At 75.4% G+C, this 22,930-nt stretch carries 15 protein-coding genes; 5 read left to right on the top strand and 10 right to left on the bottom strand.

Annotation, left to right across the window (positions count from 1 at the left end):
• Positions 1 to 11: 11 nt before the first annotated feature.
• The gene (gene eccD, locus ACZ58N_RS28670; protein WP_471165467.1) at positions 12 to 1,511 is read right to left on the bottom strand and encodes a type VII secretion integral membrane protein EccD; all 1,500 of its coding nucleotides are present in this window, start codon (positions 1,509 to 1,511) and stop codon (positions 12 to 14) included.
• Positions 1,512 to 1,712: 201 nt separating this feature from the next.
• Between eccD and eccCa the strand changes: the two genes are divergently transcribed.
• Both eccCa and ACZ58N_RS28660 read left to right on the top strand, forming a co-directional pair.
• On the top strand, positions 1,713 to 5,696 hold the full coding sequence (eccCa, locus tag ACZ58N_RS28665) for a type VII secretion protein EccCa (protein WP_471165464.1): 3,984 nt from the start codon (positions 1,713 to 1,715) through the stop codon (positions 5,694 to 5,696).
• A gap of 98 nt (positions 5,697 to 5,794) precedes the next feature.
• Positions 5,795 to 6,028, top strand: a complete 234-nt coding sequence (locus tag ACZ58N_RS28660; protein WP_266573624.1) for a DUF397 domain-containing protein — start codon at positions 5,795 to 5,797, stop codon at positions 6,026 to 6,028.
• A gap of 80 nt (positions 6,029 to 6,108) precedes the next feature.
• Here ACZ58N_RS28660 and ACZ58N_RS28655 read toward each other — a convergent pair whose 3' ends face one another.
• From ACZ58N_RS28655 to eccB, 4 genes are all read right to left on the bottom strand, one after another.
• A complete protein-coding gene (locus tag ACZ58N_RS28655) occupies positions 6,109 to 6,417 on the bottom strand; it encodes a WXG100 family type VII secretion target (RefSeq protein WP_389708671.1) in 309 nt (102 codons plus the stop codon).
• A gap of 55 nt (positions 6,418 to 6,472) precedes the next feature.
• Positions 6,473 to 6,802, bottom strand: coding sequence for a WXG100 family type VII secretion target (locus ACZ58N_RS28650; RefSeq protein ID WP_471165460.1), 330 nt, complete (start codon positions 6,800 to 6,802; stop codon positions 6,473 to 6,475).
• 81 nt (positions 6,803 to 6,883) lie between these two features.
• Positions 6,884 to 7,957 carry a type VII secretion-associated serine protease mycosin gene (mycP, locus tag ACZ58N_RS28645; protein ID WP_471165458.1) on the bottom strand — a complete coding sequence of 358 codons (1,074 nt, stop codon included), beginning with the start codon at positions 7,955 to 7,957 and terminating at the stop codon, positions 6,884 to 6,886.
• A 206-nt stretch (positions 7,958 to 8,163) separates the two neighbouring features.
• Positions 8,164 to 9,702: a type VII secretion protein EccB gene (eccB, locus tag ACZ58N_RS28640; protein ID WP_471165455.1), complete on the bottom strand. Its 1,539-nt coding sequence runs from the start codon at positions 9,700 to 9,702 to the stop codon at positions 8,164 to 8,166.
• A 242-nt stretch (positions 9,703 to 9,944) separates the two neighbouring features.
• On the opposite strand from eccB, the gene eccE reads away from it, so the two are divergent.
• The 3 genes from eccE to ACZ58N_RS28625 all read left to right on the top strand — a co-directional run bounded on the left by eccE (position 9,945) and on the right by ACZ58N_RS28625 (position 15,485).
• Positions 9,945 to 11,207, top strand: coding sequence for a type VII secretion protein EccE (gene eccE, locus ACZ58N_RS28635; protein ID WP_471165453.1), 1,263 nt, complete (start codon positions 9,945 to 9,947; stop codon positions 11,205 to 11,207).
• Positions 11,204 to 11,932 carry a hypothetical protein gene (locus ACZ58N_RS28630; RefSeq protein ID WP_471165451.1) on the top strand — a complete coding sequence of 243 codons (729 nt, stop codon included), beginning with the start codon at positions 11,204 to 11,206 and terminating at the stop codon, positions 11,930 to 11,932. Before eccE ends, ACZ58N_RS28630 begins: the two co-directional genes overlap by 4 nt.
• A 193-nt stretch (positions 11,933 to 12,125) precedes the next feature.
• A complete protein-coding gene (locus tag ACZ58N_RS28625) occupies positions 12,126 to 15,485 on the top strand; it encodes an SCO5717 family growth-regulating ATPase (protein WP_471165449.1) in 3,360 nt (1,119 codons plus the stop codon).
• Positions 15,486 to 15,608: 123 nt separating this feature from the next.
• On the opposite strand, the gene ACZ58N_RS28620 is transcribed toward ACZ58N_RS28625, so the two are convergent.
• From ACZ58N_RS28620 to ACZ58N_RS28600, 5 genes are all read right to left on the bottom strand, one after another.
• Positions 15,609 to 16,574, bottom strand: a complete 966-nt coding sequence (locus ACZ58N_RS28620) for a bifunctional riboflavin kinase/FAD synthetase (protein WP_471165446.1) — start codon at positions 16,572 to 16,574, stop codon at positions 15,609 to 15,611.
• Between the two features lie 119 nt (positions 16,575 to 16,693).
• Entirely contained in the window at positions 16,694 to 20,938 is a 4,245-nt protein-coding gene (locus ACZ58N_RS28615) for a hypothetical protein (protein WP_471165443.1), read from the bottom strand.
• Positions 20,939 to 21,233: 295 nt separating this feature from the next.
• Entirely contained in the window at positions 21,234 to 22,142 is a 909-nt protein-coding gene (gene truB, locus ACZ58N_RS28610) for a tRNA pseudouridine(55) synthase TruB (protein ID WP_385572597.1), read from the bottom strand.
• Positions 22,139 to 22,591: a 30S ribosome-binding factor RbfA gene (gene rbfA, locus ACZ58N_RS28605; RefSeq protein ID WP_281211222.1), complete on the bottom strand. Its 453-nt coding sequence runs from the start codon at positions 22,589 to 22,591 to the stop codon at positions 22,139 to 22,141. The genes truB and rbfA overlap by 4 nt, the downstream gene beginning before the upstream one ends.
• Positions 22,592 to 22,627: 36 nt before the next feature.
• Complete coding sequence (locus tag ACZ58N_RS28600) at positions 22,628 to 22,921, bottom strand: DUF503 domain-containing protein (protein WP_389708656.1); 294 nt, start codon at positions 22,919 to 22,921, stop codon at positions 22,628 to 22,630.
• Between the last annotated feature and the right edge of the window lie 9 nt (positions 22,922 to 22,930).

The following is a 22,930-nucleotide window of genomic DNA, read 5'->3' as shown; positions in this document are numbered from 1 at the left end:
GTCTCGCCGTCTCAGCCGGTGAGAGCGCGGGCGCGGTCGTGGACGTCGAGCACGGCCAGGGTCAGCGGAACCAGGCTTAGCAGTACCGCCGCCTCGGTGAGGTCGAGCAGCCGTCCCCAGAAGGGTGACAGGCCCTTGCGGGGGATGACAAGCGCAATTCCCGTGAGGAGGGCCGCGCCGGCGGCGACGGCGCCGGCGAGACGGAGCGTACGGAGGTCCCCGTCTCCGCCCGGGTGGGGGCCGGCGGGCCCCTGGAGCAGGCCGTCGGGGGCGTGCAAGGCCAGGGCCAGGACCAGCAGGCCGATCGCGGCGATGCCCGCGGTCAGGGCGCAGACGACCTGCGCGGTGCGGCGGAAGAGACGGGCCCGCAGGAGCATCGCGAGTCCGGTGGCGAGGGCGAGCAGTCGGGCCCACGGGTCGCCCGAGGCGCCGAGGACGGCCGCGGAGGCGACGGTGACGGCCGCGCAGCCACCGAGCAGACCGAGGAGCAGTTCGTGTCCCCGGCGGGCCCGGGCCGCGATGAGGTCGGCGTCGAGGGGGGCGGCCGGGGCGGCGGCGGAACCGTACGGATCGGCGTCGGGGCGGTCCGGGGTGGTGGCGTACCCGGTGTCCTCGGGCGCGCTCCGGGGTGCCGCGTAGCCGATGGACAGCCGGGCGGAGCGAGCGGCGAGGCCCGGGAGGAAGGCGACGAGCCCGATGGCGACGGGGCCGCAGACGGCGGCGCCGGCGGTCGCGGAGGCCCCGGTGGTGAGGACGGCGAACCCGGCGAGGCTGCCGGTGGCGGCCAGGAACGCGGCGGCCACGAAGGGGGCGTCGCCCTGCGGGGTGAGGGCGACCAGGGCGGCGGAGGCGACGAGGACGCAGACGCAGCCGAGGAGGAACTGGAGGCGGCCCGGTCCGGCACCGGGCCCGGGGGCGACGAGACCGGCGCCGGCGATCATGAGGAGTGGGAGGGCACCCAGGCCGAGGACGGCGGCGCAGGCCCGGTCGCGGTGGACGCGGGCACGGGCCCCGGCCGCGGCGGTGAGGACGAGGCCCAGGGCTCCGGCGGTGAGGGCGGGCGGTCCGTGGACGTCGTGGCGGACCGGGTCGGCGTACCGGAGGACGACGGCGAGCAGGACCAGGAGCAGGGCGGCGCCGGTCAGGCCCGCGCCGCGCAGCATGTCGTCGTTCCAGCGGCGGCGGTCGCGGACGACGGCGGAGGCGACGGCGTCGCAGACGTCGTCGAACACGGCGGGCGGCAGCGACTCGGCGAAGGGGCGCAGGCCGAGCACCTCGCCGTCGAGGACGTGCTGGGCCGCGAGGGTGCGGGCGCCGTCGAGGACGGCGCCGGAGCAGCGTACGAGGTGGAAGCCGGTGGGGGCGCCGACGGGCTGGGGCGGGCGGGTGAGGCGCAGCAGTTCGGGGTACACGTCGGCGACGGCGATGTCCTCCGGAAGGGCGACGTCGACGCGGCTGTCGGGAGCCACGACGGTGACCCTGCGGAATCCCGTAGCCCCGGCCGTACTCACCTGTGTGACCCCCTTTTTTCGGCGCCTCGCGGCGGGCCCCGGTTCGGGGTCCGCGCGTACTGCGGGCGTCACCCTAACCGGGCTTTCGGGGGCCGTTCGGCCACTAGGATCACCGGCCCGCGATGGAATTCCCCTTTCTTGAGCGGGACTTGGGGGCGTCGGTCGTGGCGGCCCGGCCGTCGTCAAGGGACTGGTGCTCCGGTGAGTCAGATCGTCGTCAAACGCCCGCCCCGGTCGCTGCCGCCGGAAGTTCCCTCGGAAGAGGTGCGGTTGGAGCCGCCCCCGGTCCTGCCGCGGGGGCAGGAGGACGGGGTGCTGATGCAGCTCCTGCCGATGCTCGGCATGGGGTCGTCGGTCGTGTTCTTCTTCCTGCCGACCGGTGGTCCCTTCATGAAGGTGATGGGCGTGCTGATGCTGGCGTCCACGGTGGCCATGGTCATCGCGCAGTTGGTGCGCCACCGGCGCGGTACCCAGGGGCGGATGGCGGACGTGCGCCGGGACTACCTGGCGCACCTGGCGCGGACGCGCCGTCGGGTGCGCGGTGCCGCGCGGGCACAGCGCGACGCGCAGTTGTACCTGCACCCGGCGCCGGAGCAGCTGTGGGCGGTGGTGGCGGGCGGGTCCCGGGTGTGGGAACGGCGGCCCGGGGATGCGGACTTCGGCCAGGCCAGGCTGGGGCTGGGCCCGCAGCGGCCCGCGTCCGCGCCGGTGGCGCCGGAGACGGCGCCGGTGGACGACCTGGAGCCGCTGGCGGCGGGCGCGTTGCAGCGCTTCCTGGAGGTGCACTCCTGCCTGGACGGGCTGCCGGTGGCGGTGTCGGTGCGGGCGTTCTACCACCTGACGGTGTCCGGGGACGCCGGGTCCGCGCGCGGGACCGCGCGGGCGTTGGTGGCGCAGCTGGTGGCGTTGCACTCCCCCGACGACCTGGTGGTGGCGGTGGTGGCCGCGCGGGACGCGGCGCCGTTGTGGGACTGGACGAAGTGGCTGCCGCACGCGCAGCTGCCGGGCGAATTCGACGGCGCCGGTACCAGGCGGCTGTTCGGTGACGACCCGGGTGAGGTGGAGGAGCTGCTGGCGTCCCGGTTGGAGGGGCGGCCGCGGTTCGGCCGGGACGCGTCGCCGGTGCTGGACCGGCCGCACCTGCTGGTGGTCCTGGACGGGGCGGCGGTGGCGGCGGATTCGGCCTTCGCGGCGGTGGAGGGCCTGCAGGGCGTGACCGTCGTGGAGGTGGTCGCGGGCGAGCTGGACGCGCCGCGCGGTGGGCTGTCGGTCGTGGTCCGGCCGGGGCTGCTGCGCCTGGAGGCGGGTACGGGCGACGCGTACGAGGGCGTCCCGGACGTGCTGTCGCTGCCCGAGGCGGAGGCCCTGGCCCGGCAGCTGGCGCCGCTGCGCACGGATGGCGGTGACGACGAGCCCCTGCTGACGAACCTGGACTTCACCGACCTGCTGGACCTGGGCGACGCCGCCGCCGTCGACGTGGCACGGACCTGGCGTCCCCGGTCGGCCGGGGACCGGCTGCGGGTGCCCATCGGCGTGGGCGAGGACGGCGCGCCGGTGATGCTGGATCTGAAGGAGGCCGCGCAGGAGGGCATGGGTCCGCACGGGCTGTGCGTGGGGGCGACGGGTTCGGGCAAGTCGGAGCTGCTGCGGACGTTGGTGTTGGGGCTGGCGGTGACGCACGATTCGCAGACGCTGAACTTCGTCCTGGCGGACTTCAAGGGTGGTGCGACGTTCTCCGGGATGGGGCGGCTGCCGCACGTCGCGGCGGTCATCACGAACCTCGCGGACGATCTGACGCTGGTCGACCGGATGGCCGACTCGATCGGCGGAGAGCTCCAGCGGCGTCAGGAGCTGCTGCGCGCGGCCGGCAACCACGCGAACCTGCACGACTACGAGCGGGCCCGCGCGGCCGGGGCGCCACTGGAGCCGCTGGCCTCACTGGTCCTGGTGATCGACGAGTTCTCCGAGCTGCTGACGGCGAAGCCCGACTTCATCGACATGTTCGTGCGGATCGGCCGCATCGGGCGGTCGCTGGGCGTGCACCTGCTGTTGGCCTCGCAGCGGCTGGAGGAGGGCAAGCTGCGGGGGCTGGACACGTACCTGTCGTACCGGATCGGGCTGCGGACCTTCTCCGCGGCGGAGTCGCGGACGGCCCTCGGCGTGCCGGACGCCTACCACCTGCCGTCGGTGCCCGGTTCGGGGTACCTGAAGGCCGGTACGGACGGGATGACCCGCTTCAAGGCGGCGTACGTCTCGGGCGCCCACGGCGCCGGCGGCCCGGTTCCGGTGGCGGGGCCGTTCCCGGCGGTGCGGCGGCCCGCGCTGTTCACGGCGGGTCCGGTGGCGCCGGCCTGCGCGGATCCGGCGGCGGCGCCCGGGGATGCGGTGGACGCGGACGCGGTGGACCCGGCGTCCCGGGTGGATCCGGCCGGGGACGACACGCCGGGCGACACGGTGCTGGACGTGATCGTGGGACGGCTGGAGGGGCAGGGGGCGCCCGCGCACCAGGTATGGCTGCCGCCGCTGGACCAGGCTCCCCCGCTGGACCGGCTGCTGCCCGCCCCAGCGGTGGACGACGTACGGGGTCTGCACGCGCGGGGGTACGACCGGCCGGGCGGGCTGGTGGTGCCGCTGGGCCTGGTCGACAAGCCGTTCGAGCAGCGGCGCGAGGCGCTGCTGCAGGACTTCTCGGGGGCGACGGGGCACCTGTTGGTGGTGGGCGGGCCGCGGTCGGGCAAGTCGACGCTCGTGCGGACGCTGATCTCCTCGTTCGCGCTCACCCACACCCCGCGCGAGGTGCAGTTCTACGGGTTGGACTTCGGCGGGGGCGCACTGGCGTCGATCGCGGAACTGCCGCACGTGGGCGGTATCGCCTCCCGCCTCGACCCGGAGCGGGTGCGGCGGACGGTCGCGGAAGTGGTGGGCGTCCTCGGCCGGCGCGAGGAGTTCTTCCGGGCGAACGGGATCGACTCCGTGGACGGGTACCGGCGCCGGCGCGCGGCGGGCGAGCTGCCCGACGAGGCCTGGGGGGACGTCTTCCTCGTCATCGACGGCTGGGGCGGTTTCCGCGGGGAGTACGAGGGCCTGGAGCCGGTGGTCACGGACATCGCCTCCCGGGGTCTGGGATTCGGCATCCACGTGGTGGTCACCGCGTCCCGGTACATGGAGGTCCGCCCGGCGCTGAAGGACCAGATGCCGGGGAGGCTGGAGCTGCGGCTCGGCGACGTCATGGACTCCGAGTTCGACCGACGGGTCGCGGCGAACGTACCGGCGGGCGTCCCGGGGCGCGGCCAGGTCCCGGAGAAGCTGCACTTCCTGGGGGCCCTGCCGCGGATCGACGGGGGCCACGGCACGGACGACCTGGGGGAGGCCACGGCGGCTTTCGTGGCGGCGGTGCGATCGGGCTGGGCGGGGCCGCCGGCTCCCGCCGTGAGGCTGCTGCCGAGGTCGCTGCCCGCGGACCGGCTGCCCAAGGGCGGGGAGTTCCCCGAGCGCGGCATCCCGATCGGCGTCGGCGAGAGCGACCTGGAGCCGGTGTTCGTCGACTTCGCGTCGGACCCGTTCTTCCTGGTGTTCGGCGAGAGCGAGTCGGGCCGGACGAACCTGCTGCGCCTCATCGCCCACCGGATCGCCCAGCGGTACACCCCGGACGAGGCGAAGCTGGTCGTCGGGGACTACCGGCGCGGGCTGCTCGGGGCGCTCCCGGAGGAGCACCTGCTGGAGTACGCGCCGACGTCGGACTCGCTGCACCTGCACATGGAGGCGCTGGTCGGGGTGTTCTCGCGGCGCCGACCGCCGGCGGACGTCACCCCGCGGCAGTTGCGGGACCGCAGCTGGTGGACGGGCCCGGACGTGTTCGTCATCGTCGACGACTACGACCTGGTGGCCGGCGGCCAGGGCAATCCGCTGGCACCGCTGACGGAGTTCCTGCCCTTCGCCCGGGACGCCGGTGTCCGGTTCGTCATCGCGCGCGACTCGGCGGGGGCCTCGCGGGCGCTGTACGAACCGTTCATGCAGCGGATCAAGGAGTTGGGCGCGCAGGGCGTGGTGCTGTCGGGCGATCCGTCGGAGGGCGATCTGCTCGGCACGGTCCGGCCGCGTCCGATGTCCCCCGGTCGGGGCCACTTCGTGTCGCGCCGGCGCGGCACCTCGCTGGTGCAGCTCGGGCGGATGCCGGGGCTGTAGCGGGGATCACCCGGAAAACCGCACCCGGGAGCCGTGTTCCGCCGATAATCGGCAGCGAAGAGCCGAGCAGCACCGCACGACCGAGGGAAAGGCCGCACATGGGCACCCAGCAGGAGAAGGACGAGCTGTACGCGCTCGACATCAGCGGCGTCGAGTGGCAGGGCCCTCCGGGGACCAGCCCGGACGAGGAGCGGGTCGAGATCGCCAAGCTGCCCGAGGGCGCGGTGGCCATGCGGTCCTCGCTGGACCGGGAGACCGTGCTGCGCTACACGGCCGCCGAGTGGGAGGCCTTCGTGCTCGGTGCGCGGGACGGGGAGTTCGACCTGACCTGAGGTCCGGTGCGGGCGGGGAACCGCCCGTCGCGGGGGCGCGCCCGGTGCGGGCGCGCCTCTTCGTGCGCCGGGTACGGGGTTCAGTAGGCCTCGGTGAACAGGCGCGAGGCCTTCAGGTCGGTGGCGCGGTAGTCGCCCTTGCCCTGTTCGATGAGCCGGGCCACGGACTCCAGCTGCCGGCGCATGTGGTCGGCCCTGCGGTGGTACTTCGTCTGGAGCGCGACGTACTCCAGGTGCGCCTCGCCGTCCCAGGTGTCGGTGACCACCTTCACGGCCTGCTCCATCTCGGCCAGGTCCTTGACGATGTTGTTCGAGACGGTTCTGATGCGGTCCGCCATCTGCTGGACGCTGTCGTACCGGACCCGGGTGTAGCCGTCGGTGCCGGACATGTCGTTCTCCTTCGGGGGGTGGTTCGCCGGAGCTGGGGGCGGGCGGGCGTGGGGGTCAGACGCCGTTCAGGCCGGACGGACCGCCCGGGGTGATCGCGGCGAACACCGAACGGACCTCCTCGTCCTGCGCGTTGGTGAGGTTCTTGGTCTGCGCGACCGCGTGGTGCAGGACGCCGAGCAGGCGGCGGATCTCGTCGTGGTCGATGTTGAGGTCCGCCTGCGCCTTCTTGAACCCCTCCGCGCCGGCGCCGGTCCAGCCCGCGCCGGCGGTGGCGAGGATGTCGGCCAGTTCCCGGGACTGGGTGGTCACGGCGTTGGCCGTCTCGGAGATCTTGTTGGCGGCCCTGACGACCGGATCGTCGGCCAGTCCGAAGGTGTTCGTCATCCGAAGCTCCTCGCTCCTCGTTTTCTTGCGGGGGGTGTGACGGGTCCCGCCGGGCGTGACGACCGGCAGGCCGCGCGGAGGTCATCGCGGGGTCGGGCGGGTGCGGGCATCGCGGACCACGCTCGCCGTCCCGGCGATGACGGCCACCAGGAGCCCGCCCGCGCCGAGCGCGTACGTACCGATCCGCACCTCGCGCTCCCGCGCCGTCACGGCCGGGCCCAGCGGCGCCGCCTGTGGGGCGGGGGCCGGGCCGGGGTCGGGGGCGGGGGGTCCGGGTGGTACGAGGTCCCGGGTGACGGCGCGCACCGGGTCGACGACCCCCCAACCGAGCTGGTCGTCACGGCCGTTGATGCCGCGCTCGGCCGTGCTCTGGATCTGCCGCACCACCTCCGGGGCGGTCCAACGGGGGTGCTCGGCGCGCAGCAGGGCGGCGACGCCCGCGACCCAGGGCGCGGAGAAGCTGGTGCCGTTGTCGACGCACTGACCGGAGCCGGGGACCGTGGAGACCATGTCGACGCCGGGGGCGGCCACCCCGATGAAGTCGCCCGATTGGGAGAAGGGGGCGCGTTCGTTGTTGCGGTCGGAGGCGGCCACGGCGAGGACGCCGGGGAAGGCGGCCGGGTAGGTCCTGCGCCCGTGACCGGCCGGGCCGTCGTTGCCCGCCGAGGCGACGACCACGACGTTCGCGTCGAGGGCCCGTCGGACGGCCCGGGCCAGGTCGGAATCGGTGGTGAGGGGTGCGTCGGTGTCCTGGGAGATGTTGATGACGTGGGCGCGCGCGGCGACGGCGTGGTCGATCGCCCGGGCGAGTGTGGTGGCCCCGCCGTTGCCCCGGCCGTCGTTGTGCCGGATCGGGATGACGGTGGCCTCGGGGGCGAGACCGACGAAGCCGGTGCCCCGCCGGGGTCGGGCCGCGATGATTCCGGCGACCTTGGTGCCGTGCCCGACGGTGTCGTTCGTCCCGTCTCCGCCCTTCGGATCGACGAAGTCCTTCCCGGCGGCCGTGTCGAGGGCGCCGGCGAGTTGCGGGTTGATCCGGTCCACCCCGGTGTCGATGACCGCGACGCGCACGCCCTTGCCCTTCGTCCCGGCCCACAGGGCGTCGAGGAGGAGCCGCTGGAGGGCCCATGGCCGCTCGGCGATCTGCCGTTTCATGGGAAAGGTGCACTCGCCCGTGCCGTCGAGCACGAGCGCAGGCCCGCGCTCGTACGCCCTCCCTTGCTCGTACGGGGTGTGCGGCGCGGGCGTTCCCGCCGTGCCGCACGCCACGAGGAGCCCGCAGGCGGTCACGAGACGGCCGGCACGGGAGGGCACCGTGCGGGACGAAGGGGACTCCGGGGGCCGTCGGGTGAAGGGCCTCTTCATGAACCCTGCGTCCGGCGCGCGGAGTTGGTGTCCAGGCGCGGCCCCTTGGACAGGAACTCCGACCAGGCGATCGGCACCGGGACCGGGACCACGCCGGCGTAGCCGAGTCGCGCCTGGGCCTGACCGGGATCGGCCCGCCCGACCCCGGTCCCGCCCGTGTCGCCGTCGCCGGCCTGGACCGCGTAGCGCAGGCCGGTGTCGGTGAGCAGGAACAGGGTGCCGCCGGTATCGCTCCGGAGGCCCTGGATCTGCCGGTAGAGGAGGCCGGAGCCGGGGGTGACGTACGAGCCGGTGCCGCTCGCGGTGATGTCGACGGGGAAACCGGGGCCCGCCCAGGTGCTCAGGGTCGTGCCGCCGCGAGCGTCGACGGAACGCAGGACGCTGCAGACGGTGTCGCGTCGGGCGCCCGCCCGCCCCCCGCCCGGCGCGGTATCGACCCGGTTGACCTGGGCGCCCCGAGAGCTCGGCCATCGGGCCCCCGCCCCGAAGTCCGCGGTCCCGGAGGGGAGGGACTGGAGGTCGACCTCGCGGGCCCGGCCGTGCATGTCGAGGGTGTCGGTGGCGGGTGCGGCGATCAGCAGCCGGGCGACGAACTCGGTGACGGACGCGACCCGGCCGGGCAGGACGACGTAGTACTGGGTGCCGGAACCGGTCTGGGCGCTCAGGACCATGCCGACCCGGTCGTCCCCGGCAGCCAGGCCCCGGACGCCGGCGTGCGCGCCGGGGGTGCCGGGCAGGCGCGGGAAGCCGAGGCGGTCGCCGGAGCCGAGGGTGGCCAGCCACTGTTCGGTGACGGGTTGGGGAACGGCAGCGGCGCCGACCAGGGCTGTGGTCAGGGTGCCCGCTTCGGGCCCTCCCTCGGGGAACGCGTACTTGATGCCCGCCGCGTCGACCAGGTACCGCTCCTTGCCGGCGCCCGTGCTGCGGACGTACAACACCTGCCCGTCGGTGGTGCGGCGCCCGCCGTCGAGCAGGCCGGCCTCGCGGTCGGCGAGCACGAAGACGGCGCTCTGCACGCCCTCGCCGTTGCCGCCGGGCCGTTGGCATACGGCCCAGCGTTTGCTCCTCCCCGCGTCCTTCCCGTCGGGCAGCCGGTCGGGGGCGTAGGGGATGCCGATGACGGGCCCCCGCGGCGGCCGGCCGACGTCCAGCACCTTGTCCTCCACGTGGACGACCTTGAACTTCGCCGGATCGAGGAGGAGTCGGGCCGAGGCCAGGTTGAGCACCGGGTGCAGCCGCGGCCGGCTCACGCCGGCGACCTCGGTGGAGAGGACCACGTAGCGCGTCGTCGACTGCTTCCCGACGATGACCCGCGCGCCGGGCTCGTTCCACCCCTTGGGCGCCTGCGGTCGGAACATGCCCCAGGCCCCGAAGCCGACCAGTACGAGGGCGCCGACGATCAGGGAGGGGAGCACCGCGCGCAGCGGCCTGGGGGCGCCCTCCTCGCTCCCCGTGACGGAAGGCTGGAGGAACGCGGCCACCGTACGGCGCTTCGCAAACGTGTACGCATTGAACTCGTCGCGTCGTGATGCCAAGACCGCCTGCTCCCCCCACATCGCCCGGTCCGCGCGTCCGACCCGGGCCCCGACCCACGGACCGGGCCCTACTATGCCCCTTGACGGGGAGGCGACCCGGCGGCGCCGGCCGCACCACCCTCTCCCTGGGTGAACAATTCGGCTTTTGGCAGGGTGATTTGAGCGGGGGCCGGGTGGGGCGGCAGTGGTCGCACCGCACTGGAATCCCCTGATCCACCCGTTGCGGAGAGGGAGGTGCGCGTGTGGGAACCGGCGTGACGCAGCAGCGCGGGGACGTGGCCGCACCCTCGCACGAAGGGGTGACACCGCGTCCGGTGTCGAGCCCCGGGACGTGCGGACCGTTCCGATTGCAACAGCTCGTGCTCCTCCAGCTGGCGTGCGCGGCGCCGCTGGTGGCGGGAGTCGTGGAACCGCTCCTGGTGGTGCCCGCGGGCGTGGTGGCCCTGATCCTGGTGCTCCTCGCGGTCGTACGACGCCACCGGCTCTCCCTCCCCGAGTGGCTCGGCGTCGTCCTCGCGCTGCGGGGCCGCCGTCGTCGGGCCGCCGCCCTGCCCGCCGGGGTCGCGGCGGGGACGGTGGTGGAGGCCGATCCGGCGCTGCGCACGCTGACGTACGACTGCCGCGACCGCCGGCCGGTCGGAATGGTCGGCGACGGCACCTTCCTGACGGCGGTGCTCCGGGTGGACGCGGACGCCACCGCGCTGCGGGCGGACCGCACGGCCCGTCCGCTGCCCCTGGCCGCCGTACGGGACGTCCTCGAAGTGGACGGGATCCGACTGGAGTCGGCCCAGTTGGTGCAGCACACCCGGCCCGCCCCGGCTCCCCACCTGCCGGCCGACTCCGCGGCGGCCCGCTCCTACACCCCGCTCCAGGCCCTGGCGGGCACCCCTGCCGTACGGCTGACCTGGATCGCCCTCAAGCTCGACCCGGAACTGTGCCCGGAGGCGGTCGCCGCGCGCGGTGGCGGGTGGGAGGGGGCGCAGCGCTGCCTGGTGCGGGTCGCCGACCAGCTGGCGAGCCGACTGGCCGGGCACGGGTTCCGGGCCACGGCGCTGACGGAACAGGAGCTGACGTCCGCGCTGGCCACATCCGGCTGCGCGAACCCGACGGCCCTCCCCCGGTCCGACCGGCCGGCCGGCGCGGGCCGCCGCACGGAGGAGACCTCCCGCGCCTGGCGCTGCGACGACCGACGGCACGCCACGTACCGGCTGGGCCGTTGGCCCTTGCTGGGCGGCCCGGGGGCGGGGCTCCCGCAGTTCGTGGCGCTGCTGACCTCGCTGCCCGCCCTCGCCGTCAACTTCAGCCTCACGATGGCCCCGGCGGGGCGGCAGGGGGTGGCGCTGACCGGGCACGTCCGGGTGACGGGGCGCGGCGACCGGGACCTGGCCGTCGCGTGCCGCGAGTTGGAGCGGACGGCGCGCGGCGTACGGGCCGGGCTGGTGCGGCTCGATCGGGAGCAGGTGCCGGGGCTGCTCGCCTCGCTGCCGCTGGGAGGCTCCCGGTGAGGGGCGGGTCGGGCCTGTTCTCGGCGGCGCTGGGCGGCTTCGGACTGCCGGCCCCGCGCCGCGAGCGGCACGTCGTCACGGCGGCGGAACTCGACCTGTTGGCGGTGCCCGTCGGGGACGACGGGGTCGTCATCGGTGAGGACGCGGAGGGCCGTCCGGCGGTGCTCGGTGTCAACCGCCCCACCCCGTACGAGATCACACTGATCGGCGGCCTGTGGACGGCGCAGGTGCTGGCCCTGCGCACGGCCGCCGCGGGAGCCCGGGTCGCGGTGGAGACCGGACGCGGGCGGGCGTGGGCGGACCTGGCCCGCGAGGCGGGCGGCGGGCAGCCGTGCGTGACCCTGCACGAGGTGGGACGCGTACCGGCGCAGGGCGCTTCGGCGGGCGGTCCCGTACTGGTGGTCCGCGACTGCGGGATGCGGCCGCCGCGGGGGCGGGTGGTGGCGGGCGCCTGGCAGTCCGTACTGACCCTGCTGCCGTACCTGAGCCCGACGGCCCCCCGGCTGCTGCGGGGTTCCGCGCTGGTGGGGGTGCAACGGGTGTCCCCGGACGAGGCGGAGCGGATCGGTGAACTGATGCGGCTGCCGCGGTCGGCGGTGGAGGCGTTGCCCACCCTGGGGGACGCGGTGACGCTGTGGTGCACGCCACGGGACCGGAAGTTCGTCCGGACCCGGGGGACGCCGGAGGAGACGGCCCTGTTCGGGGCGGCCCGGCGCGTCGACTGACCGGGGCGGGGCTCGCGGTGGGCGGTGACGGTTGCTCAGGGCGCGGGGTCCCTGTAGGCAGGACTCCGGGGGCGCCACCTCGCGGGATATTGCGGGCCGGCCGCGATTAGGCTGAGCGCGGGGCGCGGCGTCGAGTGTCGAAAGTCGAGTGTCGAGTTGGGCGCCCGACCGTGTTGACAGACCAGGAGGACCAGTGACCGGCGATCGGAACGAGAGGCGCGGCGGGGCGTGGGACGTCCCGACGGACGATCAGTCCGACGCGGAGCCCGAGGGGACGGGCGAGTTCACCATCGACTACACCCCGCCGGCCTGGTACACCCAGGGCGCTCCCGCCCAGGACGTCCCCGGCCTCCCCGAGGGCAGCGGCTTCGAGCCGCACCGCCCGTCGGACGTGGTGTCACCCCCGACGATGCGGATCACCCCGTCGGCGATCCCCCGGCAGCCGCAGGCGGAGGGGGACCCGGAGTTCGCGGCGCCCGTGACGGGCGTGGAGGCCGCGAAGGCCCCGGAGTTCGACCCGAAGCCGGTCGACATCCCGCCGCCCTTCCCGCCCCCCGCGTTCCCGCCCGCCCCGCCGACCCCGCCGCACGCCCCGGAGCCGACACTCGCGGCGGACGCGGGCGGCACCGACGCCCCGGGTGCCGCCGACGGCACGGCGGCTCACACCCCGAGTGGGTCCGACGGCCCGGACCCGGCCGGCGCCCCGGGTGCGGCCCACGCCCCGGGTGCGGCCGTCACGTCGGGCGCGGCCGGTGCGCAGACCCCTGCCGCCCCGCCGTCCCCGGCCGACGCCCCTCGTCCGGGGGACGTTGCCGCCCCCGCCGCCACCCCTGATGTGACCGGACCACCGGCCGCCATCCACCCCCCGGCCCCGGCCGACGCCCCACCCGTGGCGGGCCCCCCGGCCGTACCCCGGCCCCCGGGAGCACCGGGCGCCGAGTCCCCCGTTCAGGACACGCCGCCCGCGGCCTACGCGGCCCAGGCACCGGCGTTCCCGGCTCCCCTCGGTGGCGCCCCGGCACCCGCCCACCCGGCCGTACCGCCGGCCCCGGTGCTCCCGCCCACGCCCGCCGCGGAAACCGCGCTCACGGATGCCCCACCCGCGGCGCCCGCCCACCCGGCCGCCGTACCGCCGGCCCCGGGAGCACCCCGCCCGGAAACCCCTGTGCGGGACACCCCGCCCACGCCCTACGGGTCCCCGACACCGGCACACCCCGCCGCGCCCGCCATGCAGGCCGCTGCCACGGCCGGTCCGCCCACGGCACCGGCGTACCCCGCCGCGCCCCACCCGGAGCTGCCCCGCACCGAAGCCGCCGCCACGGACGCGCCGCTCCCGCATGCGTACCGGTACCCGGGCGCACCGGTCGAAGTACCGCGCGTCGAGGCCCCCGTGACGGACGCCCCGCCCACGGCACCCGCGTACCCCGCAACGCCGGACGCGCAAGCACCGGTCGCAACACCGGCGTTCCCGGTTGCGGAGCCGGCGGCGGCGCCGGTCGCTGACGCCCCGCCCGGCCCCCACGAGCAGCCGTACGCGCCGGCGCCCACCGAGGAGCCCCTCGCGGACGCGGCGCGCGCTCACTCCGCCGTGCGGGCACCGGCACCGTACCCGCCCGCGGCACCCACGGATCCGGCCGCCGGAACGCCCGTCGCGGACGCCCCTCCCACGCCCTCCCCGGCTCCCGTACCCGCCGCCGCGCCGGTTCCGGGGTTCCCGGCGCCGCCCGCCCCGGGTGGCGCGGAGGAGCTGTCGGCGACCGACTCCGAGCGGACGCCCGCTCTCCCCGAACAGGGCCCGTACGCACCGCCGGCCGCCCCTGTGGCTCCCCAGCAGGGCCATGGGCAGCCGTCGTTCGAGGGGTCCACCGAGCAACTGCCGCCACCGCCTTATGAATTCAGTTCCCCGGTGACACCGCATGGCTCCGACTTCCCGCAGGCTCCGACACACGAGCAGGCACAGGCACCCCAGCAACCCCAGGGCTACGGCTTCCCGCCCACCGGCCAGCCACAGCCGGGGTACGGCTTCCCCCAGCAGCAGGCACAGGAGCAGGCACAGCCGCAGGGCTACGGCTTCCCGCCCACCGGGCAGCCGCAGCCACAGCCCGGCCACGGCCTCCCGCAGGCTCCGACACACGAGCAGGCACAGGCACCCCAGCAACCCCAGGGCTACGGCTTCCCACCCACCGGCCAGCCACAGCCGGGGTACGGCTTCCCCCAGCAACAGGCACAGGAGCAGGCACAACCGCAGGGCTACGGCTTCCCGCCCGGCGCCGCCCAGCCCCAACCCCAGGCCGACCCCCGGGCCTCCGCCGCTCCGTGGCCCCCCGGGGCCCAGCAGCCGCACGCCCCGTCGCCGGCCCAGCCGCACGCCCAGCCGCAGGCGCAACCGCACCCGCAGCAGGCAGCCGCGTACCAACAGCCCGGCCAGGGCCACGGCGGGGCGCCGCTCGGCTACACCGCGGCCGTCGAGCTGTCCTCCGACCGGCTGCTGCGCTCCAAGCAGAAGCCGAAGGGCGGCCGTTCCGGCTTCCGTTTCGGTGGCAAGGCCGCGGAGGCGGACCGTCAGCGCAAGCTGGAACTGATCCGGACGCCGGTGATGTCCTGCTACCGCATCGCCGTCATCAGCCTCAAGGGCGGCGTCGGCAAGACCACGACCACGACCGCGCTCGGCGCCACCCTCGCCACCGAGCGGCAGGACAAGATCCTGGCGATCGACGCGAACCCGGACGCCGGTACCCTCGGGCGCCGCGTGCGCCGCGAGACGGGCGCGACGATCCGCGACCTGGTGCAGGCGATCCCGTACCTGCACTCGTACATGGACATCCGGCGGTTCACCTCGCAGGCCCCCTCCGGTCTGGAGATCATCGCCAACGACGTGGACCCGGCCGTCTCGACGACCTTCAACGACGAGGACTACCGCCGCGTCATCGAGACGGTCGGCCGTCAGTACCCGATCATCCTCACCGACTCGGGCACCGGGCTCCTCTACTCCGCGATGCGCGGCGTGCTGGACCTGGCCGACCAGCTGATCATCATCTCGACCCCGTCCGTGGACGGTGCGAGCAGCGCCAGCACCACCCTCGACTGGCTCTCCGCGCACGGCTACTCCGAGCTCGTCGCCCGCTCCCTCACCGTCATCTCCGGGGTCCGCGAGACCGCCAAGATGATCAAGGTCGAGGACATCGTGCAGCACTTCGAGACCCGCTGCCGCGGCGTCGTCGTGGTCCCGTTCGACGAGCACCTCGCGGCCGGCGCCGAGGTGGACCTCGACCTGATGCGGCCGAAGACCCGGGAGGCGTACTTCACCCTCTCCGCGCTGGTCGCCGAGGACTTCACCCGGGCGCAGCAGCAGGCCGCGCAGGCGCATTGGGGTGCGCCCCGGTCCGACCAGCAGCCGTACCCCCAGCAGCCGGGCCCGTACCAACAGCCCCAGGCGCCGCAGCAGCCGTACGGGCAGGCCTACCCGCAGCCCGGCCAACCCTGGCAGCAACCCCAGGCCCCGCAGGCGCCGCAGCAGCCCGGCGGGCCCCCGCGCGACCCGCGCCTCGGCTGACGGATACGGATACGGCCACGGCCACGAGGGGCTGACGCGCGGAGGGCCCGTACCCCCAGGAGGACCTGGGACGGTACGGGCCCTCCGGCTCGTTCGCGGTGCGCGCTCCGGGCTCCGGGCGGCTCAGCGCCCGGCGCGCTCGCTGTCGTAGGCGTCGGTCAGCACCCGGGAGCGCTTCACGTCGTCCGCGATGGCCTCCAACAGGCCGTCCAGCGACTCGAACTTCGCCATGCCCCGCACGTAGGCGAGGAAGTCCACGGCGACGTGCATCCCGTACAGGTCCAGGCCGATCCGGTCGATCGCGTACGCCTCGACGGTCCGCTCCGTGGCGTCGAACTGGACGTTCGTGCCGACCGAGATCGCGGCCGGCATCCGCTCGCCGTCGGCCGTCAGCCAGCCCGCGTACACGCCGTCGGCCGGGATCGCCGTGTGCGGCTGCGTCTCGACGTTCGCCGTCGGGTAGCCGAGCTCGCGCCCGCGCTGGGCCCCGCGCACGACGACGCCCTCGACGCGGTGCGGGCGGCCCAGGATCTCCCCGGCGCCCTCGACGTCGCCCTCGGAGACCAGTCGGCGCGCCAGCGTGGACGAGAACGGCACGCCGCCGCCCGCCTCCCCGCGCACGACCAGGTCCACGACCTCGACCTCGTAGTCGTAGGTGGCGCCCAGCTCGCGCAGGAAGTCGACGTTGCCGGCGGCGCGGTGACCGAAGCGGAAGTTCGGGCCCTCGATGACGGCCCTCGCGTGCAGCTTGTCGGCCAGCACCTTGACGATGAAGTCCGCCGGGGACAGCTGGGAGAACTCCGCCGTGAACGGCAGGATCAGCAGCGCGTCGACCCCGAGGCCGGCCATCAGTTCGGCACGACGGTCGTACGAGGCGAGGATCGGCGGGTGGCTGCCCGGCCGTACGACCTCGCTGGGGTGCGGGCTGAACGTGACGACGACCGACGGGAGACCGAGCTCGCGAGCCCTGGCGACGGCCCGTCCGATGATCAGCTGATGTCCGCGGTGCACACCGTCGTAGGAGCCGATGGTGACGACGCTGCGTCCCCAGTCCTGGGGGATGTCCTCCAAGCCACGCCAGCGCTGCACTGTGACCGCTCCTCGCCCGAACCCGTGTAGTCCCTGTACCGATTGCCGATTGCAGGTCTAAGACTGCCATGCCGGTGGCCGGGGCCCCGCATCGGCGTCGGCGTCGGCCCGCTGCCGCCTCACGTGATGTCCGGGACGGTCCGGCTGAGCGTCTCCACCGTGCGCCGCGCACCCGGCCCGAGCAGCGCGGCGGCCTCCGCCCCCGCCTGTGCGAGCCAGCGCGCGACGAGCGCCCCGAAGGCCGGGTCGGTCCGGACCAGCTCGACCGTGCGGTGCTCGAACTCGGTGGGACCGCCCGGAACCCGCAACAGCTGCCGGCCGGTCCGACGGAGCAGCTCCCGGGTGCGTTCCTCGGGGCGGGCGCGCGTCCCGGCGGCGAGGGCGTCGAGGAAGGCGCCCAGCACCGCGGGGTCGCCCTCCTCGCGCAGCAGCACGTCGGCCAGCTCGCCGCGCAGCCCGTACGGGGGCGCCGCGCCGGGCGCGCCGAGGACCCGGGCCAGCTCGGCCCGTACGGGCGCCGGCCCGGTCCGCAGCAGGTCCAGTACGAGGGGGCGCACCACGGACGCCGCGGCCGGCCCCTGGTCGAGCCGCCGGTCCACGAAGGCGGCGGCGTGCGGGGCGTCCTCGGGGTGGCACGCCAGGTGCTCCCGTACGAGGTCACCCGCGCGGCGGGCCAACCCCGGTGTGGTCAGTGCGGCCAGGGCGCGGAGCACCTCCCCGTCGGCGCGGGCGCCCAGCGCGGCGAACACCGTGTCCGGGTCGGGGAGTACCGGCAGCGCCGCGACCAGCGCGGACGCGGGCAGCCGGGAGCCGCGCCCGGGGTCGCGGAAGCAGGCGAGGGCGTCGGGCAGGTAGCGGGCCCGGACCTGGGGATCCCGGAGCAGGATCCCCAGGGCGCTGCCGTGCAGGGCGCCGTCGGTCGGCCGGGCGAGCAGGGCCAGGGCGGCGTGACGCAGCAGTTCCCGGTCGGCCGGGGTACGGACGTGGGGGGCGGTGGCGAGCCCGTACGCGGCCGCCGCGACCCGGCGTCCGGGCCGCTCGTCCCGCGCCCAGCCGTCCACGGCCCGGCACAGGGCGGAGGGCTCGTCCTCGGCGAGGGCGGCGAGCAGTTCGTCGGCGCGGTGGTGCGCCGCACTCACCAGGGCTTCGGTGAGTGCGTCCACGGCGCGCCCCCGGTGGGTGTGCAGGAGGGCCTGCGCCGCGGTGGCGACGGTCGCTCCCGGGCGGTCGCGCAGCCGGCGTTCGTCGGTGAACCAGCCGCAGAGCAGGGGCTGGACGAGCCCCGGGGACCGCACGAGACGGCGGGCGGCGGCGTCCAGGTAGCGGTGGTCGGCGGGCAGCAGGCGGCGCAGCAGGTCGAGCCGGTCGGCCTCGGACAGTCGGAGCCGGTTCCAGAACCAGCCGCCGAACTCCTCGGGGCCGGCCCGCGCCACGTGTTCGGCGAGGGCGTGCAGGACGGGCAGGTGCGGGGTGGCGTCGGCGGCCCGCAGCAGGGACTCGCGCAGCAGCCGGCCGGCCCACCAGACCCGGTCGGGGTGAACGGCCGGGGTCTCCTCCGCGAAGGTGTTGAGGGCGCCGACCAGCCGGGTCAGCCGGGCTCCGATGTCGGGCGGGGGCAGCCTGCGCAGCGCCTCCAGGACGGTCCCGACGCGGTGCCGGGGCACCGGCGGGCCGGACTCGGCGGGGCCCGAGTGGACCAGGGCGTCGAGTGCGGTCGGCACGTCGAGGTGGCCGGCCTGGATCCAGTCGGAGAGTTCCTCGTGCGCGAAGCGGTAGCCGGCGGGCCCGGCCGGCGCGAACAGTCCCTCCGCGAGGACGGCTGCGGCCCAGCCCGTGCGTCGGGGGAACAGCTCCTCGAAGTCGGCGCGGTCCAGCCGCCCCTGGCCCAGGCACCGCCGGGCGGCCTCGTGCACCCGCCCGGCCACCCGCGCCGCGAGCCGCCGCACCCCGGGCCCGTACACCCCACCGAGACCACTGCCGGCGCACGCGACGGAGGCTTCGGCTTCGGCTTCGGCTCCGGCTTCGGGGGCGCCTACGGTACGGGCGGCCGGCCCCGGCCCGCGGCTGCCGGGGTACGCGCAGCCGTTCCCGTCGGGGCCGACGTTCGGGGAGCCGCTCCTCGGGAGGCCCGGGAGGGCGACACCGTACCCGTCGCCACCGGTCCGAACGGAGCCGTACCCGGACCCGTACCCGGTGGGCCGGGCGGGGTCGCGTTCCGCGGCGCCCGGGTGGGTCGGCCCGCCGACGGCGGAGTTCCGGTTCCCGGGACCACATCGCTCCGGACCCGGCCGGTCCGGGGCCGGGGCGCCCACGTCGGTCGGGACCGCGCGTCCCGGCCCGGGGTCGGTCCCGCTCGGTCCGTGCACCCCGGGGTGGTCACCCCTCGGCCCTCCGTGGCCGGCAGCGGCGGCGTCCGGGCCCTGCCCGTCGGGGCCGTCCACGGTGGGCCCCGGCGCGTCGGGGCCCACCGTGGACGGCCCCGACGGCCCGCTCCCGGTCGCCCCCGCACCGACTCCGGCGGGGTCGACCGAGCCGGTGCGGCGGTTCCCGGGCGCGGGTCGGCCTCCCTGCGGGCCCGGGGGCGACGGCAACGCGCCCGAGGTGGCGATCCGGACCGCCACCCGCAGGGCCACCAGGTCCAGGTGCGCGGCGAACACCTCGTCCCGGCCCGGACATCCGGCGGTGACCCCGGCGGCACGGATCCCGGCCAACAGGCGCAGGGTGAGCGGATGCCGCGCATCGACCTCCCGGATGCCGTCGGCGGGGATCCCGTACCGGCCCCGGGCGGTCTCCGCACCGGCCGGGTCCAGGTCTCCGACGGGAAGCGCGGCCGGTAGCCGCCGGGCCGGACGGGCCGGGGTGTGCAGCACCTCGGGCGGGTACATGGCTCCGGCCCGCTCCCAGTACTCGGGCCGCGTGGCCACGACGAGTCGGGCGCCGCTGGAGCGCAGCCACGCGGTGGTGGCTCCGGTCCAGTCCGCGAGGCGGCGCGCGAGGTGCGGCGGCATCTCCTCGGGCGTGTCCAGCACCACCAGCAGCGGTCGCCCGGCCGCCACCGCGACCCGGCACACCCGCTCGACCGCGACCCCCGGACCAGGTCCTCCCGAACCGACCCCGGAGGCCCCCGACCCCGCGCCCCCGCCGGGCCCCGGATCCGACGCCGGCCCGGGATCCCACCCGACCCCCTTCCCCGCCACCGTCCCGAGCCCGGGAACCGGCCCGGGAACCGGCCCCGCGCCCGTCCCGCCCCCCGCGCCCGCCACCACGGAGGCGGCCGATGCCAGGGCCCGGGAGACCGCGTCGGCCAAGGAGGAGTCGCCATCGCGCAGGTCCGCCCCGCGAAGCCACAGGGTGGGGGCCGGGCGGGGGCCGGCGGCGCGTTCGGCGGTCAGCGTGGCGAGGGCCGTGGTGCGGCCGGTGCCGGGGTTTCCGACCAGCCCGAGGACGAAGCGGTCGCCGGCGGTGAAGGCCGCGAGGCCGGCGGCGAGGTCGGGCCGGGCCACGGGTTCGGGTTCCGCCTCCGCCCCGGGCCGGCCGACCGGGCACGCGGCACGGACGGTGGCCGCGGTCAGCTCCAGGGTGCCCGCGAGGTTCAGGTCGGCGCCGTACCCGGGCACGGTCGCGGAGTTGCGGTCCAGCAGGCGCGCGAGGGGCCCGCCCGGAGCGGTCGCGGCGGCTTCCCGCAGGGGCAGGGCGAAGATCCCGGAGCGGTGCTCCGACTCCAGAGCGGTGCCCAGCACGGCGAGCACCGCCCCCGTCGCGGCGTCCAGGACCGGCCCCCCGCCCGCTCCACCGCCCGGACCGAGGGCATCCCGCCCGGCGGTGCCGATCGCCAGCTCGACCGTGACGGGCAACAGGTGGGAACGCCCCGCCGCGCCGTACGTGACCCCCGCACCCGCCCCGAGCACCCGCGCCTGTCGCCAGCCCCGGGCGAGGAGCCGTACGTACGTCCCCACGGAAAGACCCGACCGCACCGCGACCGGCAGGGGTCGCAGTCCGAGCCCGTCGGTCCGCACCAGGGCCAGCGCCACCTCGGGCAGCGGCGTCACGTCGGCCGCCTCCGCGAGCCAGGTCCGCCCTCCCGGCGCGTGCAACACGATCGGGCCCGGTCCGTCGACGGCGTCGTGGCCGGTGATCACCGTGCCACGGTCGTCGGCCAGGAACCCGGTCCCGCGCGGCCGGCCGGCCGGATCACAGACGCTGACGAGCCCCTCGAACCCCGGCCGACCCCCGAGCGCCGTCTCGCCGATCGCGCCCGGCTCAGCGCACCCGCCCCGGTGGCCGTCGCCGACACCGTCCGCGGTGGCGTCCGCGGCCGTGCCGGACTCCGCCGTCGCCGAACCAGCCGTGACCTCGTCCGTCATCGCCGCACCACTCCCCCGCCGCGAGCTCCGTGCTCATGACGGTAGGCAAGTGAAGATCAGCACGAAAAGAACGCGAGGCGAACGCGCCCCCGTACGCTCCCTCCATTCACTCCGAGCGCCTGCTCGGACGGGTGAACAAAGGGCTTCGGATGGATGGAGACTTAGCCCGAGGGGGGTCGTGGAGCGGTGAGCAGCAGACCTTGTGCGCTCACCGCTCCACGTCAACGCGCAGCCCTCGGACCGGGCCACGGGCCACGTCCCTCGGCCACGGGTCTCGGCGCTCGGCATCCGGCCCTCAGACGAAGACCGCGAGCGACTTCGCCTTGCCGCCCTTGCTCTCCACGAGGCCGAGCAGTTGACCCTGCGGGCCGTACACGGCGACCGTGCGGCCGTCCCGGTACTCGTCCGGCATCTCGATCCGCACCCCGTTGCCGAGGAGCGACGCCCGCCGGGAGTCCAGGTCCCAGCGCGGGAAGGCGGCGGCCGCGGCCTCGCCGATCGGCATGACGGTCAGCTCCTCCTGGAGCTGGTCCAGGGTGCGGGCCTTGTCGAGCTTGTACGGGCCCACCCGCGTGCGTCGCAGCGCCGTCAGGTGTCCGCCCACGCCCAGGTCCGCACCGAGGTCACGGGCGAGCGCGCGGATGTACGTACCGCTGGAGCAGACGACGGAGACGACCAGGTCGACGACCTTCGTGCCGTCCTCGGCCTCCGCCTCCCGCATGTCGTACACCTGGAACGACGAGATGGTCACCGGGCGGGCCGGGATCTCGAAGTCCTCGCCGTCGCGGGCGCGCTTGTAGGAGCGCACGCCCTTGATCTTGATGGCGCTGACCTTCGAGGGGACCTGCATGATCTCGCCGCTCAGCTTGGCGATGCCCGCGTCCACGGCCTCGCGGGTGACCCCGGAGGCATCGGTCGACGAGGTGATCTCGCCCTCGGCGTCGTCCGTGAGGGTGTACTGCCCGAGACGGATCGTCCCGAGGTACTCCTTCTCGGTCAACGCGAGGTGACCGAGGAGCTTGGTCGCCTTCTCGACGCCGAGGACGAGGACACCCGTCGCCATCGGGTCGAGGGTGCCGGCGTGGCCGACGCGTCGGGTCCTGGCGATCCCGCGCATCTTGGCGACCACGTCGTGCGAAGTGAAGCCGGACGGCTTGTCGACGATGACAAGGCCGTCCGGAGTCTTCCCTGCTTCGGTGCTCATTCCGCGGCTGCGTCCTCGTCGTCCTCGTCGCCCGGCTTCTTGTACGGGTCGGCGTCGCCGGCGTACTTGGCGCCGGAGGACACCTCGCGCACCTGGGCGTCGGAGGTGCGCGCCTTCTCCAGGAGGTCCTCGATGGTCTTCGCGTTCTCCGGGAGGGCGTCCGCGACGAAGGTCAGGGTGGGCGTGAACTTGGTTCCCGCCGCCCGGCCGACCGCGGAGCGCAGTACGCCCTTGGCGCTCTCCAGACCGGCAGCCGCGCTGGCCCGGTCCTCGTCGTCACCGTAGACCGTGTAGAAGACCGTGGCCTCCCGCAGGTCGCCGGTGACCCTGGTGTCCGTGATGGTCACGTGCGTACCGAGGCGGGGGTCCTTGACGCCGCGCTGCAGCTTCTCGGCCACCACCTCCCGGATGAGGTCCGCCAGCTTCTTCGCCCGCGCATTGTCGGCCACTGGTCCGTCTCCTTCTTTTTTCTTGCAGACAAGCAATCAGTCTTCATCACCGTGGAGGCGCCGTCGTACCGACAGCAACTCCACTTCAGGACGCGCCGCGACCAGCCTCTCGCAGCGGTCCAGTACGTCCGACACGAAACTCACGTCGCCACTCACCAGGGCCACCCCGATACGGGCCCTGCGGTGCAGGTCCTGGTCGCCCACCTCGGCCGCGCTCACCGAGAACTTGCGTTGGAGCTCGGCGACGATGGGCCGGACGACGGAGCGTTTCTCCTTCAGCGAGTGAACGTCGCCGAGGAGCAGATCGAAGGACAGAGTCCCCACGTACATGCAGTTCCG

This window comes from Streptomyces sp. NPDC040432 (assembly GCF_055595445.1).
This window is presented reverse-complemented; position numbering and strand designations above follow the sequence as displayed.

Excerpts from the sequence above, each read along its gene's own strand:
- ACZ58N_RS28660 (WP_266573624.1), top strand. The coding sequence starts at position 5,795 with ATGGGCACCCAGCAGGAGAAGGACGAGCTGTACGCGCTCGACATCAGC.
- ACZ58N_RS28655 (WP_389708671.1), bottom strand. The coding sequence starts at position 6,417 with ATGTCCGGCACCGACGGCTACACCCGGGTCCGGTACGACAGCGTCCAG.
- ACZ58N_RS28650 (WP_471165460.1), bottom strand. The coding sequence starts at position 6,802 with ATGACGAACACCTTCGGACTGGCCGACGATCCGGTCGTCAGGGCCGCC.
- mycP (WP_471165458.1), bottom strand. The coding sequence starts at position 7,957 with ATGAAACGGCAGATCGCCGAGCGGCCATGGGCCCTCCAGCGGCTCCTC.
- ACZ58N_RS28615 (WP_471165443.1), bottom strand. The coding sequence starts at position 20,938 with ATGACGGACGAGGTCACGGCTGGTTCGGCGACGGCGGAGTCCGGCACG.
- truB (WP_385572597.1), bottom strand. The coding sequence starts at position 22,142 with ATGAGCACCGAAGCAGGGAAGACTCCGGACGGCCTTGTCATCGTCGAC.
- ACZ58N_RS28600 (WP_389708656.1), bottom strand. The coding sequence starts at position 22,921 with ATGTACGTGGGGACTCTGTCCTTCGATCTGCTCCTCGGCGACGTTCAC.